The following is a 12,958-nucleotide window of genomic DNA, read 5'->3' as shown; positions in this document are numbered from 1 at the left end:
GGCCCTGACGTCACGTCGTGGAACGGCCGCCCGCCCCGTCGGGGGTGCGGTCCTCGCCCGCCGGTGACGTCGGCGCCCTGGCGTTTCCCGGGGGCGGGATCGGCAGGGTGCGCATGCGCAGCAGCGGCGAGGGCAGCAGCCAGCCGGCTCCGGCGAGCGCGCCGGCGACGGCGATCACGAGGGTCGTACGCGGGCCGACCGCCGTGCCGAGGGCCCCGGCGGCCAGTGATCCGAGCGGGCGCGCACCGTAGTTGACCGCGCGGTACGCGCCGGACACCCGCGCCCGCACCGGATCCGGGATGACCGCGGCGAAGATCGACCCAGCCGAGATGTCCAGCATCATGACGCCGATCCCGGAGCCGAACTCGGCGAGGAAGAGCAGCGTGAGCACGGTGTCCCGCCCGCCGCCCGCGGCCGGGACGAGGAACAGCGGGGCGGGGTACAGCACGCAGCCGGCGATGAACGCCGGTCCGATGCCGATCCGCGAGGCCACCCGGCCCGTGATCATCGATCCGAGCAGCCCCCCGGCCGCCCCGGCGCTGAGCACGGTCCCGAGCAGCCCCGGCGGCACGCGCAGCGTGGTGGTCGCGTACAGCACGAACAGCGCGGCGAACATGTAGGTGAAGAAGTTGATCGTCGCGGTCGCGCCGAGCGCGGCGCGGACCACCCGTGAGCCGGCGATGAACCGGAACCCGCCCGCCGGCGAGTTCCCCGGGGTCCGTGCGGTGGCCGGCTCCGGCGACCTGACGCGGAACAGGAAGAACGCCGACGCCAGGTACGACAGGCCGTCGGCCAGCAGCGCCGCGGGCGCGGACAGCGCCTGGACGAGGGCGCCGCCGAGCCCGGGCCCGCCGGCGTCCGCCAGTGCGTAGCTGCTGTGCAGGAGGGAGTTGCCGGAGACGTAGCGCTCCGGCGGTACGAGCGAGACGAAGAGTGTGCTGTCGGCGACGGCGAACAGCACGCTGAGCGTGCCGACGGCGAACGCGACGGTGTACAGCTGGACGCTGGTCAGCACCCCGGCCGCGTACGCGATGGGGATGCTCGCCATCAGGGCGGCCCGGCCGAGATCCGCAGCGACCATGGCGCGACGGCGGTGACCGTACCGGTCGACGAGCACACCCGCCGGCACGGAGAACAGCAGGCTCGGCGCGAGCCAGGCCGTCATGAGGTACCCCATCTGCGCCGGCCCCGCGTGCACCACGAGTACGCCGGTCAGCGGCAGGGCGATCAGCGACACCTCGTCGCCGAGTAACGAGATCGTCTGGCCGGTCCAGTAACGCCGGAAGGGCGGCTCGGTGAGCAGCGGCGGGATCAGCCTTCCGATGCGCGATGCCAGGTTCGTGCGGAATCGGCGCCGTTGACCGGAATCGTGGCGAAGGCCCCGTCTCGTCCCCATACCGACAACGTTCGTTCGCCGAAGACGCCTTTGTAAACGGGCGCGACGCGAGCGCGCTCCCGCGCGGATCGGCGCGCGGGGTCAAGGCCGGAGTCCGGCGGCAGGCCACCCACCCGGGAACGGCCCAGGTCAGGGTGTGCGGTGGAGGACGGAGGTCGACGGCGGACCCACCCGGCCGGGAACCACCCGGGTCAAGGTGTGGGGTCGAAGCCGGAACTCGACGGCAGGCCCACCCGGTCGGGGACGGCCCGGGTGAGGCCGCGGAGCCAGCCCTCCAGGTCCGACGACCACCAGCGGCCGGACGAGAGCCGGCCCAGCGCGTCCGTGACCGCGGCGGCCGAGGCACGGGCCGGTACGACGCGCGACGGGGCGCTGCCCGCCAGGGCACCGAGCCACCAGTGGCGTCGCGTGACCGGCATGTCGTCGGGGTCGAGCACGACGTAGTAGTCGGGCAGGGCCAGCCGGTCCGACCGCAGTCCGGCCAGGGCCGTCTCGATGGCGACCTCCAGGCCGCCGACCGGCGCCGCGCCGTCGAAGAGGCCGACCCACGCGTCGCCGACCGCCGCCAGCGGGTCCGCGTCGTGCACGACGTACGTCGCCGTGGACCGGTGCACCGCCTCCTCGATCTCGGCCGGCGAGCGCTCGCCACGGCTGATCGCCCGGACGTTGTGCAGCCCGTCCAGCCCGGAGACGACCTTCCCCGACTGCTCGCCCGCCACCACGACCACCGTGCTGCTGAGTCGCCTCATGTCTCGGAGTCTAGAAGCCGCCGTCGTCTCCCCGGCGGCCCGGATCAACCGATCGGTGGATCGGCTCGGCCGTCCGGCCGGTCCGCGGTTTCAGCCGCCGACCCGGGAGTACGGGCGATGTCCGCGCATGCCCGCTCTTGCGACGCTGACGGCACCTGACGAAGACAGGCAAGCAGGCAAGACAGAAAGGCATGACATGGACACCCGACCGGAGACCCGTACGGCCTTGCGTACCGTGAAGCTGCTCGTCGGCGGCTATCTCCTCCTCAGCGTGGTCACCTTCGCGGCCATCGTCCTGCTCCGCGGCCACCGCTCCGTGGTGAACGACGCCGTCTGGATACGGGGCACGATCGTCGCCCTCACCTCGCTGCTGATGTTCTCGTTCGCCGCCCGCGCGGCCCGCGGCTCCCGCGGCGCGTTCCTGCGGCTGCGGATCGCCTCGGCCGTCATGGTCGTGGCCATCATCGTGATCATCTCGCTGCCCGGGACGTTCCCGCTGTGGCTGCGGCTCGAACAGAGCGTCTGCGGGCTCCTCCTGCTCTGCGTCGTCGTGCTCGTCAACGGCCGGCACCTGCGATCGCTGTTCGCGGGCGCGTGACGAGCGCGAACCGCGATGGCGTACGGAACGGCCCCGGTTAGATTGTCCTGGGACAGGTGGCTGTCGCCAGGGAGGACGGACATGAGCGGTCCGGTGCCGCGTGCCCGGCTGGACGCGCGGGAGCAGTGGCCTCTCGTGGTGGCCGTCGCGCCGTACCTCCTGCTGGCGATCCTGACCGCCATCACCGTGGCGGAGAAGCACTCCTCGGGCGGCCTCACCGTCGACCTGGTGCTCTGCGGGCTCGCCGCCCTGTGGATGCTGTGCATGGTCACGCTGCGTCCCGCGTGGCGGGAGAGCCCCCCGGCCATGGCCGTGTTCTTCACCGTGCTCATGGCGATCATGACGGTCCTGGTGGTGCGCGACCCCTGGTGGGGGTTCTTCGCTCCCGCCGGATACCTGTACGCGTTCCGGCTCATCCTCTGGCCGTGGCAGTTGCTCGGCGTCGCCGTGGTGGCGGCGCTGGCGGGCACCGCGCAGGCCTCCGCGATCGGCAAGACGACGCTGCTCGGGTTCGTCGTGTACCTCGCCGTCGTGGCCGCGAACACGCTTCCGATGTGCGGGTTCGCCTGGTTCGCCCGGCGGAGCCGCGAGCAGAACGACCAGCGCGAGCAGGCCCTCCGCGAGGCGAGGGAGGCGAACCGCAGGCTCGAGGCGAGCCTGGCCGAGAACGCCGGCCTGCACGAGCGGCTCGTGGCCCAGGCGCGCGAAACCGGGATCATGGACGAGCGCCAGCGGATGGCGCGGGAGATCCACGACACCCTCGCCCAGGGGCTGACCGGGATCATCACCCAGCTGCAGGCGGCCGAGCAGGCCGAGGATGACACCGCGGACTGGCGCCGGCACGTGACGGCGGCGACACGGCTGGCCAGGGAGAGCCTGACCGAGGCGCGGCGGTCGGTGCACGCGTTGCGCCCCGAGCCCCTGGAGACGGCGCGGCTCAGCGAGGCGCTCACCGGCGTCGCCGGGCGCTGGTCGGCGCTGCACGGGCTCGCCGTCGAGGTCACCACGACCGGTACGGCACGGCCGATGGAGCGCGAGGTGGAGGTCGCACTGCTGCGCACCGCCCAGGAGGCGCTCGCCAACGTGGCCCGGCACGCCCGGGCGACGAGAGTCGGGGTGACCCTGTCCTACATGGAGAACGAGGTGGCCTTGGACGTGCGGGACGACGGGTGCGGGTTCGACCCGGCGAAGATGACCGGCGAGCGCACGGAGACGGGCGGCGGGTTCGGCCTCGTCGCGATGCGCCAGCGGATCGAGGGCCTGTCCGGGACGCTCCAGGTCGAGTCGGAACCGGGCGCGGGCACGGGCATCTCCGCCTGCGTGCCGGCCGGGCCCGCGGAGGCCTCCGCGTGAGCCGCCCGGAAGGCCCGATCAGGCTGCTGATCGCCGACGATCACCCGGTGGTGAGAGACGGTCTGAGCAGCATGTTCGCGCGTGAGCCCGGGTTCGAGGTGGTCGGCGAGGCCGGCGACGGCGCCGAGGCCGTACGGCTCGCCGAGGAGCTACGGCCCGACGTCATCCTGATGGACCTGCGGATGCCCGGGATGGACGGCGTGACGGCCATCGCCGAGCTGGCCCGCCGGGGCACGGCGGCGCGCGTCCTCGTACTCACGACCTACGACACCGACAGCCACGTGCTGCCGGCGATCGAGGCGGGCGCCACCGGCTACCTGCTCAAGGACGCCCCGCGGTCGGAACTGCTGCGGGCGGTGAGCGCCGCCGCCCACGGCGAGGCGGTCCTGTCCCCGTCGGTGGCGTCCCGGCTGATGAACCGGGTCCGGACTCCGGGCTCGGGGCCGCTCAGCCGGCGGGAGGTCGAGGTGCTCGAACTCGTCGCGGCCGGATGCACCAACCGGCAGGCCGCGGCGCGGCTGTTCATCACCGAGGCCACGGTCAAGACGCACCTGCTGCACATCTACGACAAGCTGGACGTCAGCGACCGTGCCGCGGCCGTCGCCGAGGCGTACAACCGCGGCCTGCTCGTCCCCGGCCCGCCGGACCGGTGACGCCTAGAACACCGGGGCGCCGTCGCGTACCAGTTTCCAGTTCTCCACGTGGAAGGTGGCCGGGTCGATGGTCTTGGCCGCCGAGGCGTACGCGACGATCGCCTCGCGGATCGCGACCTGCGCGTTGTAGACGACCGGCGCGGTGGTGATGCCGGGGAAGCCGCCGCCGCCGGACTGGCGGTAGTTGTTGACCGCGACCACGAACTTCTGGTCGTCGGTCACCGGCGTGCCGTCGTAGGCGAGGCCGGTGATCCGCGAGCCCTCGGGCTTGGCGATGTCGACGTCGTACGTCACGCCGGACATCTGGTCGTAGTTGTAGTCGGGCAGGTCGTGGGCGTTGGTCCACGACGCCGGGTCGACCGGGGCGTCCGCCGCGACCTGCTCGTAGTACCGCGCCGAGTACTCCAGGTAGGCCTTGATCTGGGCGCCGGTCAGGATGCTGGCCAGCAGCGTGTTGTCGTAGATGTAGAGCCCGGCGATGTCCTTGACCGTCACCTTCCCGGCCGGGAAGGTCGCGGCGCGGTTGAACGGCGCGGCGATCGAGATCACCGGCAGCGATTCGTTGGCGGTGCCGGCGATGGCCTTCTTGACCGTCTCGGTCTGCACCAGGTTGACGTAGTCGAGGATCGCGGTGTCCTTCCAGCAGGACTCGGCCGCCGACATCGCCTCGGTGGACGTGGCGACGTCCTGGTTGACGTAGGCGACCACCGCGTCGTGCTGCTTCTTGACCAGCGCGACGAGCTTCGGGTCCTCCTGCACCGTGTTGGTGTTCACCGTGGTGGCGGACTTTCCGGCGACCTTCCAGCGGCCGCGGTCGCGGGTCAGCGTGAGGTCGAAGACGGACAGTCGCTCGCCCCAGCACATCGGCTCGCTCATCACGACGGTCTCGCCGGTCGCCTTGTTGGTGACGAACCGCTCGGAGATCTCGAGGTGCGCGTGGCCGAAGAGGATGGCGTCGATGCCGGGCACCTCCTCGGCGACCATGGCCGCGGCGTTCTCCACCGGGATGTCGCCGGTGTAGGACGACAGGCCGCTGTCACCCGCGTGCGCGCTGACGACCATGACGTCGACGCCCTCGGCGCGGATCTTGGGAACCCACCGCTTGGCCGTCTCGACCAGATCCAGGAAGTCCAGCTTGCCGGAGACATTGGCCTTGTCCCAGATGGCGACGCCCGGGTTGGTCAGGCCGAGCAGCCCGACCCTGATCGGCGGGTGCCCGTGGACGTGCATCTTCTTGATGATGTACGGGCGGTACGCCGGCCGGTCGGTGCCCGCGTGCACGGCGTTGGCCGCCAGCACCGGCGCGTGCATCTGCTCGATCCAGGCGTCCAGCAGCGGAAGGCCGTAGTTGAACTCGTGGTTGCCGAGCGCCACGGCGTCGAAGCCGATGGCGTTCATCTGCAGCGCCATCGGGTGGGTCTGGCCGGTCTCGGTGAACGGCTCCACCGTGGCGTAGTAGAAGCCCAGCGGCGTGCCCTGGATGGTGTCGCCCGCGTCGAACAGCAGGGTGTGGTCGCGCCCGCGGTCCTTGCGGATCTGGTTCACCAGGCTCGACACCCGGGCCAAGCCGACCACGTTGCCCGCGCTGTCGCTGTAGGCGGCGTCCTTGTAGTAGTCCCAGTCGACGGCGTGGCTGTGGATGTCGGAGGTGCCCATGATCGTGATGGTCACCGAGTCCTTGCCGCCCTTGCCGGCCGTGGCGGCCTCGGCCGCGCCGGGCCAGCCCGCGAGGGCGAGCGCGCTCGTCGCGGTCAGCCCGCCGAGCACCTGCCTGCGGCTGACTCCCCGCCGCTGCTCGGCGTCGTCCGGTATACGACAGGAACACCACCGAGGCGTGGGGCCGGGCCGACTGTTCTTCATGGCGGGCGCGTTTCCTTTCCGTGGGCGAGCGTCGCCACGATAGAGGTCGTACGCCGCTTCCGAACCGGTCAGATGTTCCCAGCCGCGCGCCCGAACGTTGGCACTCCCCGGCCTTGCCACCGTCCAGGCGAACGCCTTCGCGGTGCGAAGCGTCCTTTATTTCATGAATGTTGCCCGGAACGCCGGTCCCCTCGTCCTGGCCGCCGCCGTGGGGGCCTTACTCGGTCTCGCGCAGGTCGCGGTGGCGGAGGCGGTCGGCATCCTTACGCTCGATGCGGACTTCGGGGCGGGTGACGACCGCGTCCAAGGCGTTCAGGTGACCCTGGTCGCCTGGTACTGCGCGATGGCGGTGCCGACGGCCGCCTGGCTCGCGGGCGCACGCCGTGACCGTGGAACCCGCGCGGCGGCCGTCCCCGCGGCGGCCGTCGGAGCGCTCGCGGCCCATCCGCTCATCGCCCGGCTCGGCGGTGAGGCCGTCCGTGCCGACATCGGGACCGCCGTGCTGCTCGGCGTCCTGCTGGGCGTCGCGGGCGGGGCCGCCGTCGCGGCGGCTCCGGTCATCGGCCGGGGCATCGCGGCGTACGCCGTGCTGCTGTGGGTGGCCGCGCTCGTGCTCACCGCGCTCGTCTCCCCGACGGTCGTGTACGCGGGCCTGGTGCAGCCGTTGGGCCTGGACCTCGCGAGGCCGTGGGGGTCGGCGCTGTCGAATCTGCCGTACAACCTGGGCTATCACCTGCCGACGATGCTTCCGGTCGCGGTGGTGACCCTCGTGCTGGCCTGCGTGGTGAGCGGCGTGACCGCCCGGCGTACGGGCGCCTGGGCGGCGGCCACGGCGGCGGGTGCGGCCGGCCCGGTGCTCGGCGCGGTCCTGTACCGGCTCCTGCCGGACCAGGTGTACCTGTGGAACGAGTCCGCGAGCGCGGTCGTGCTGCTCATCGCCGGATGCTGCCTGCCGCTCGCCGCCGGCGCGGCGGCCGTCGGCCGGCGCCTCCACCGGCCGGACCCGGACGCCTGATCAGGGCTCGCGGATGACCGCGACGCAGTTCTGTCCGCCGAAGCCGAACGCGTTGACGAGCGCGGTGCGCACGCGCAGCGGACGTGCCGTGTTGGGCACGTAGTCCAGGTCGCATTCGGGGTCGGGCGTCTCCTGGTTGATCGTGGGCGGCACGACGCCGTCGCGGATCGCCAGCGCGCAGACCATCGCCGACAGCGACCCGGCCGCACCGATCATGTGGCCGACCATCGACTTCGGCGAGCTCACCGCGACATGATCGGCGTGCGTGCCGAGCGCGGCCCGGATCGCCTTGGTCTCGGTGACGTCGTTGGCCTTGGTCGAGGTGCCGTGCGCGCAGATGTAGTCGACGTCCGCGGGGGCGGTGCCGGTGCGCTCCAGGGCCTGGCGGATCGCCGCCGTCGCGTACGCGCCGTCCGGCTCCGGCGCGCTGACGTGGAACGCGTCGCTGGTCAGCGCTCCGCCCGCGACCTCGGCGTACGGCGTGGCGCCCCGGGCCCGCGCGTGACGCTCGGACTCCAGGACCAGCAGCACCGCTCCCTCGCCGAACACGAACCCGTCGCGCTCGCCGTCGAACGGGCGGCTGGCACGCTCGGGCTCGTCGTTGCGGCGCGACAGCGCGCCCATGTTGGTGAGGCCGGCGAATATCGCCGACGTGATGCCGGCGTCCGTACCGCCCGCGATGACGATGTCCGCCTCGCCCGCGAGGATCAGCCGCCGCGCGTCCAGCAGCGCGTACACGCCGCTGGCGCAGGCGAGGGCACCCGCGGTGACCGGTCCGTGCACCCCGAGGTCCATGGCGACCTCGCACGCGGGCATGTTGGGGATGACGGAGGAGACGTAGTACGGGCTGACGCGCTGCTCCCCGCGCTCGTGCAGGGTCTCGACGCCGCTCTGGATCTCCGGGAAGCCGCTGACGGCGTTGTTGACGACCACGCCGACCCGCGAGGTGTCACCGTCCAGCACCAGCCCGGCGTCCTTCACGGCCTCCCGCGCGGCGGCGACGGCGAACTGGGAGAAGCGCGCCGAACGACGCACCCGCTTGTGGTCGAGCACCTGCTGGGGGTCGAAGCCGGTGACCTCCCCCGCGATGCGCACGCGGTCGTGGGACGCGTCGAACCGGGTGATCGGTTTGATGCCGGACCGGCCGTGCGTGAGCGCCTCCCACGTCGAGGCCACGTCGTTCCCCACCGGGGTCACCGCGCCGAGCCCGGTCACCAGCACCCGCTCTGCCACCTGCTGTCCATCTCCCTTACGCGACATGGCCACACCCGGCAGACACAGTACGCCTCCGTAAATCGGACACCGCACGCCGTACACCCACTAACAGGCACGAGCGAGGCGACTAACGTGACATGTCGTGCGACGGATAACGATCAACGGGCCGGGTTCGGTGCGTCTCGACACGACCGGTCCGCCGTCGCCGCGTCCGGGGTGGGCGCGCATCCGCGTCGTGGCGTGCGGGATCTGCGGCACCGACGCGCACTACCTGCGCGGCATGCCGTTGCCGCCGGGGGTCTCCTATCCGCTGGTGCCCGGCCACGAGGTCGCCGGAGTCGTCACGGAGCTGAACGGGCCGGCCGGCGACATCGCCGTGGGCGACCTCGTCCTGCCGCATCTGATCACCCCGTGCGGCGCCTGCGAGTCGTGCGCGTCCGGCCGGGAGCAGCGGTGCGCGACCGCACCGATCCTGGGCATCCACGAGCCGGGCGGGCTGGCCGACGAGCTGGTCTGGCCGGTGTCGCGGCTCGTGCGCGCGAACGGCCTGGATCCGGTGACGGCCGCGATCCTGCCCGACGCGGCGGCCACCGCGTACCACGCGCTGACCGTGGCCGGCGTGCCCGACGACGGGGTGCTGTGCGTGTTCGGGGCGGGCGGCGTCGGCACCGCTCTCGTGCACCTCGCCCGCGTTCTGGTGCCGGAGGCGACGGTGGTCGCGGTCGTGCGCAGCGAGGCCACGCGGCGGCGCGTCGCGGAGCTGGGCGTCCCCGCGTTCACGGCCGGGCGGCTGAAGGAGCTGCGGCGCGAGGTCGGCCCGGCCGACGTGGCGATCGACTTCACCGGTTCTCCGGAGACTCCCGCCCAGGCGGTACGGACGCTGCGCCCCGGCGGGCGGCTGGTGCTCGGTTCGGTCACCCCCGGCGACCTGAACCTCGGCTGGATCACCTCGTTCGTCACCCGCGAGATCAGCGTGTCCGGCACGTACACGTCCACCATCGACGACCTGCGGCAGGTGGTCGCACTGGTCCGCGACGGCCGCCTCGACCTGTCCGGCATGGTCAGCCACCGGCTGCCGCTGGACCGGGCGACCGAGGCGTTCGACCTGCTCGACCGGCGGCCCGACGGCCTGGTGCGGATCGTCGCCCAACCCTGAGCCGGGCCCCGACCGAGGCCGAACCCGAGAAGAGAAGGCTCGAAAGAGAAGGAGAACTCCCCCGTGGCCGGCATCCCCGAGCTGAACGATTTCCGTGCCTTCTTCACCGGCGAGGTGGAGGCGGCGGCGCCGGAGATCGAGCGCACCGACCGGATCCCACCGACCGTCCTCGACGGGGCGGCCCGGATCGGCGCCTACCGGCTGACCCTGCCCGAGTCCCACGGCGGCTTCGGCCTGTCAACGGTGGAGCTGCTGCCCTACCTGGAGGCCGCGGCGATGGGACCGGGCGCCGGGCGCATGCTGGTGCACCTGTCCAACGGCATCTGGCGGCCGATCCTGCGGTACGGGAACGAGCGCCAGCGCGGCATCGTCTCGCGGATCGGCACCGGCGACGCCGTCGTGGCGTTCTGCCTCACCGAGGCCACCGCGGGGACCGGGCGGGACCTGCGCTCGCGTGCCGTGCGCGACGGCGACGGCTGGCTGCTGACCGGTGAGAAGCACCTCATCACGTTCGCCGACCGCGCCGACTGGTTCCTGCTCGTCGCCGCGTCCGACGAGCGGGCGGCGAAGGACTCGCTGACCGCGTTCCTGATCCCGCGGGACACTCCGGGGTTCGGCATCGACGCGACCCAGCGCACCATGGGCCTGCACGGCACCGGCCACGCCTGGCTGCGGTACGACGGCATGCGCCTGGACGACGCGCACCGGCTCGGCGCGGTGGGCGAGGGCCTGGACGTGGGCCTGTACTTCCTCGACTACAGCCGCATCTCGCTGTCCGCGTGCATGGTCGGGCTCGGGGAGCGCGCGCTCGACGAGGCCGCGCGGTTCGCGCTGCGGCGCGCCACCTTCGGCCGGCCGATCGCCGACCGCCAGGCGATCCAGGCGCACCTCGCCGACATGCGGGCCGACATCGACGCCGGGCGCGGTCTCGTACGGCGGGCCGCGGAGGCGTTCGACCGGGGCGAGGAGGTCACCGCCGCCGCGTCCACCGCCAAGCTGTTCTGCCTCAACATGATCGGCCGGGTGACCGACCTGGCGCTGCGGGTGCACGGCGGGTTCGGCTACAGCGTGGCCGCGCCGATCGAGCGCATCTACCGGGACGCCCGCGGCTTCTGGTTCGAGGAGGGCACGCAGGAGATCCAGCAGCTCGTCGTGGCCCGCAAGGTGCTGACGGACGCCGCGCGGAAGGAGGGCTCATGAAGGTCGTGCTGGTCACCGGGGCGGCGTCGGGCCTGGGCCGCGCGGTCGTACGCCTGATGGCCGAACGGGGGTGGACGGTCGCGGCCCTGGACCGCGCCGAGGCGTCCGACGACGGAGCGGCGCTGACGGTCACCGCCGACGTCCGCGACGCGCGCGCGGTCGAGGACGCGGTGACGCGAACCGTGGACGAGCTGGGCGGCCTGCACGCGGTGGCGGGCTGCGCCGGGGTGTTCCACAACGACCTGACCCCGCTGCACCTGCTCACGGACGAGGCGTGGGCCACTCATCTGGACGTCAACCTGACCGGCGCCTTCCACGTCGTACGCGCCGCGCTGCCGCACCTGCTGGAGACGCAGGGCGCCGTCGCCCTCGTCGCGTCGGTCGCGAGCCGGTACCCACAGCCGGGCGGCGCCGCGTACGCCGTGTCCAAGGCGGGCGTGGCCTCGCTGGCCCGCGCGGTCGCCCTGGAGTACGGGCCGCGCGGCGTCCGCGCGAACGCCGTCTCGCCCGGCTACATGGACACGCCGATGGCCGCGCCGCTGATGTCCCGCCCGCACCTGCGCACGGCCATCGAGCACGAGCTGCCGCTCCGCCGCGCCGCGCACCCGGACGAGATCGCCCCGGTCATCGAGTTCCTGCTGTCCGACGCGGGACGGTACGTCACCGGGGAGGAGGTCACCGTGGACGGCGCGGGGGCCCTCACCGCGTACACGAGCGGCGGCGACGTCGACCGCATGTGGCGCCGCAACGGCGTGACGGACGGCTGAGAGTCCCCGTCTCGAGCGCTGCGCGGCAGGGCGGGGGAATCCGGGCCGCTCAGCCGAGCAGCTCGCGGACCTTCGCGTAGGCCTCGTACTGGGCGAGCGGGTCGGGGGCGGCCGGGTGCAGGGCGAACTCGGTGACCCCGGCCTCGCGGTAGGCCGCCAGGCGCTCGGCGACCCGGGCGGCCGGGCCGAACAGGGTGTAGCGCTCGACGGTGTCGAGCCGCAGCCGGTACTGGCCCCAGAGCATGGCCGCGGCCTCCTCCCGTGCGGTGTCCTCCCGGTCGGCCACGTTGACGAAGACCAGCATCGTCGTGGACGGCTCCGGGCGGCCCAGCTCCGCCGCGCGGGCGGCCAGCGTCCGGCGCCGCGCGGCGACCGTGTCCGGGCGGTGCCACATGGCCAGCCAGCCGTCCCCGTGGCGGGCGACGCGTTCCATCGCGGCGTCGCTGCGCCCGCCGACGTACAGGGGCGGCGGTGACGCGGGGGCGGGCTCCAGGCCCGGGCTGTGCACGGACAGCAGCGGGCCGGAGTGGTCGACCGGCTTGCCGGTGAGCAGGTCCGGCAGGATCTCCAGGGCCTCGTCGAGGCGGCGTCCGCGCTCGCGGACCGGCACGCCGGCGGCGGCGAACTCCTCGGGGTTCTCTCCGCCGATGCCCACGCCCAGCGTGAGCCGGCCGGGCGCGAGCGCGTCCACTGTGGTGAGCTGCTTGGCCGCCCACACGATGTCGCGCAACGGCAGCAGCAGCACACCGACGCCGAGCCGGATGCGGGAGGTGACCGCCGCGGCGGCGGCGAGCGCGCACATCGACTCCAGCAGCGGTGGGTGGAAGACGAGGTGGTCGCCGACCCAGGCGGTGTCGAAGCCCAGTTCCTCCGCCCGCCGCGCGGCCTCGACCAGCGGCGGCGTCCCCTGCCGGAACGCGTCCAGGGTCGGCAGGTACACGCCCCACCGCAGCCGCTCGTTCTCGGTTCCGGCCGGTGCGCGCATGTCCGCCTTCC

12 protein-coding genes are annotated in these 12,958 nt (G+C 73.0%); 7 read left to right on the top strand and 5 right to left on the bottom strand.

Going from position 1 to position 12,958, the window contains the following annotated elements; all coding sequences use genetic code 11:
- Positions 1–10 precede the first annotated feature (10 nt).
- Positions 11–1,396 carry an MFS transporter gene (locus tag OG417_RS08390; RefSeq protein ID WP_329252148.1) on the bottom strand — a complete coding sequence of 462 codons (1,386 nt, stop codon included), beginning with the start codon at positions 1,394–1,396 and terminating at the stop codon, positions 11–13.
- Positions 1,397–1,587: 191 nt separating this feature from the next.
- Positions 1,588–2,145, bottom strand: coding sequence for a hypothetical protein (locus tag OG417_RS08385; protein WP_329252145.1), 558 nt, complete (start codon positions 2,143–2,145; stop codon positions 1,588–1,590).
- 196 nt (positions 2,146–2,341) lie between these two features.
- On the opposite strand from OG417_RS08385, the gene OG417_RS08380 reads away from it, so the two are divergent.
- The 3 genes from OG417_RS08380 to OG417_RS08370 all read left to right on the top strand — a co-directional run bounded on the left by OG417_RS08380 (position 2,342) and on the right by OG417_RS08370 (position 4,749).
- Entirely contained in the window at positions 2,342–2,743 is a 402-nt protein-coding gene (locus tag OG417_RS08380; RefSeq protein ID WP_329252141.1) for a hypothetical protein, read from the top strand.
- Between the two features lie 81 nt (positions 2,744–2,824).
- The gene (locus tag OG417_RS08375) at positions 2,825–4,096 is read left to right on the top strand and encodes a sensor histidine kinase (protein ID WP_329252138.1); all 1,272 of its coding nucleotides are present in this window, start codon (positions 2,825–2,827) and stop codon (positions 4,094–4,096) included.
- On the top strand, positions 4,093–4,749 hold the full coding sequence (locus OG417_RS08370; protein ID WP_329252135.1) for a response regulator transcription factor: 657 nt from the start codon (positions 4,093–4,095) through the stop codon (positions 4,747–4,749). Before OG417_RS08375 ends, OG417_RS08370 begins: the two co-directional genes overlap by 4 nt.
- Positions 4,750–4,752: 3 nt before the next feature.
- On the opposite strand, the gene OG417_RS08365 is transcribed toward OG417_RS08370, so the two are convergent.
- Positions 4,753–6,609 (bottom strand): bifunctional metallophosphatase/5'-nucleotidase, encoded by a 1,857-nt coding sequence (locus OG417_RS08365; RefSeq protein WP_329252133.1) that lies wholly within the window; start codon positions 6,607–6,609, stop codon positions 4,753–4,755.
- 163 nt (positions 6,610–6,772) lie between these two features.
- Here OG417_RS08365 and OG417_RS08360 point away from each other — a divergent pair, with 163 nt between their 5' ends.
- Complete coding sequence (locus OG417_RS08360; protein WP_329252130.1) at positions 6,773–7,624, top strand: hypothetical protein; 852 nt, start codon at positions 6,773–6,775, stop codon at positions 7,622–7,624.
- On the opposite strand, the gene fabF is transcribed toward OG417_RS08360, so the two are convergent.
- The gene (gene fabF / locus OG417_RS08355) at positions 7,625–8,857 is read right to left on the bottom strand and encodes a beta-ketoacyl-ACP synthase II (RefSeq protein WP_329252127.1); all 1,233 of its coding nucleotides are present in this window, start codon (positions 8,855–8,857) and stop codon (positions 7,625–7,627) included.
- A gap of 124 nt (positions 8,858–8,981) precedes the next feature.
- Here fabF and OG417_RS08350 point away from each other — a divergent pair, with 124 nt between their 5' ends.
- From OG417_RS08350 to OG417_RS08340, 3 genes are all read left to right on the top strand, one after another.
- On the top strand, positions 8,982–9,995 hold the full coding sequence (locus OG417_RS08350) for a zinc-dependent alcohol dehydrogenase (protein WP_329252124.1): 1,014 nt from the start codon (positions 8,982–8,984) through the stop codon (positions 9,993–9,995).
- Between the two features lie 63 nt (positions 9,996–10,058).
- Positions 10,059–11,195: an acyl-CoA dehydrogenase family protein gene (locus tag OG417_RS08345; RefSeq protein ID WP_329252120.1), complete on the top strand. Its 1,137-nt coding sequence runs from the start codon at positions 10,059–10,061 to the stop codon at positions 11,193–11,195.
- Entirely contained in the window at positions 11,192–11,962 is a 771-nt protein-coding gene (locus OG417_RS08340) for an SDR family NAD(P)-dependent oxidoreductase (protein WP_329252117.1), read from the top strand. Before OG417_RS08345 ends, OG417_RS08340 begins: the two co-directional genes overlap by 4 nt.
- A gap of 49 nt (positions 11,963–12,011) precedes the next feature.
- Here the strand turns inward: OG417_RS08340 and OG417_RS08335 are convergent, their stop codons facing one another.
- Positions 12,012–12,947 (bottom strand): LLM class flavin-dependent oxidoreductase, encoded by a 936-nt coding sequence (locus OG417_RS08335; protein ID WP_329252115.1) that lies wholly within the window; start codon positions 12,945–12,947, stop codon positions 12,012–12,014.
- Positions 12,948–12,958: the final 11 nt, after the last annotated feature.

Source organism: Actinoallomurus sp. NBC_01490 (genome assembly GCF_036227085.1).
GTDB classification, from domain to species: Bacteria; Actinomycetota; Actinomycetes; order Streptosporangiales; family Streptosporangiaceae; genus Actinoallomurus; species Actinoallomurus oryzae.
This window is presented reverse-complemented; position numbering and strand designations above follow the sequence as displayed.

Excerpts from the sequence above, each read along its gene's own strand:
- OG417_RS08390 (WP_329252148.1), bottom strand. The coding sequence starts at position 1,396 with ATGGGGACGAGACGGGGCCTTCGCCACGATTCCGGTCAACGGCGCCGA.
- OG417_RS08385 (WP_329252145.1), bottom strand. The coding sequence starts at position 2,145 with ATGAGGCGACTCAGCAGCACGGTGGTCGTGGTGGCGGGCGAGCAGTCG.
- OG417_RS08380 (WP_329252141.1), top strand. The coding sequence starts at position 2,342 with ATGGACACCCGACCGGAGACCCGTACGGCCTTGCGTACCGTGAAGCTG.
- OG417_RS08375 (WP_329252138.1), top strand. The coding sequence starts at position 2,825 with ATGAGCGGTCCGGTGCCGCGTGCCCGGCTGGACGCGCGGGAGCAGTGG.
- OG417_RS08365 (WP_329252133.1), bottom strand. The coding sequence starts at position 6,609 with ATGAAGAACAGTCGGCCCGGCCCCACGCCTCGGTGGTGTTCCTGTCGT.
- OG417_RS08360 (WP_329252130.1), top strand. The coding sequence starts at position 6,773 with ATGAATGTTGCCCGGAACGCCGGTCCCCTCGTCCTGGCCGCCGCCGTG.
- OG417_RS08340 (WP_329252117.1), top strand. The coding sequence starts at position 11,192 with ATGAAGGTCGTGCTGGTCACCGGGGCGGCGTCGGGCCTGGGCCGCGCG.
- OG417_RS08335 (WP_329252115.1), bottom strand. The coding sequence starts at position 12,947 with ATGCGCGCACCGGCCGGAACCGAGAACGAGCGGCTGCGGTGGGGCGTG.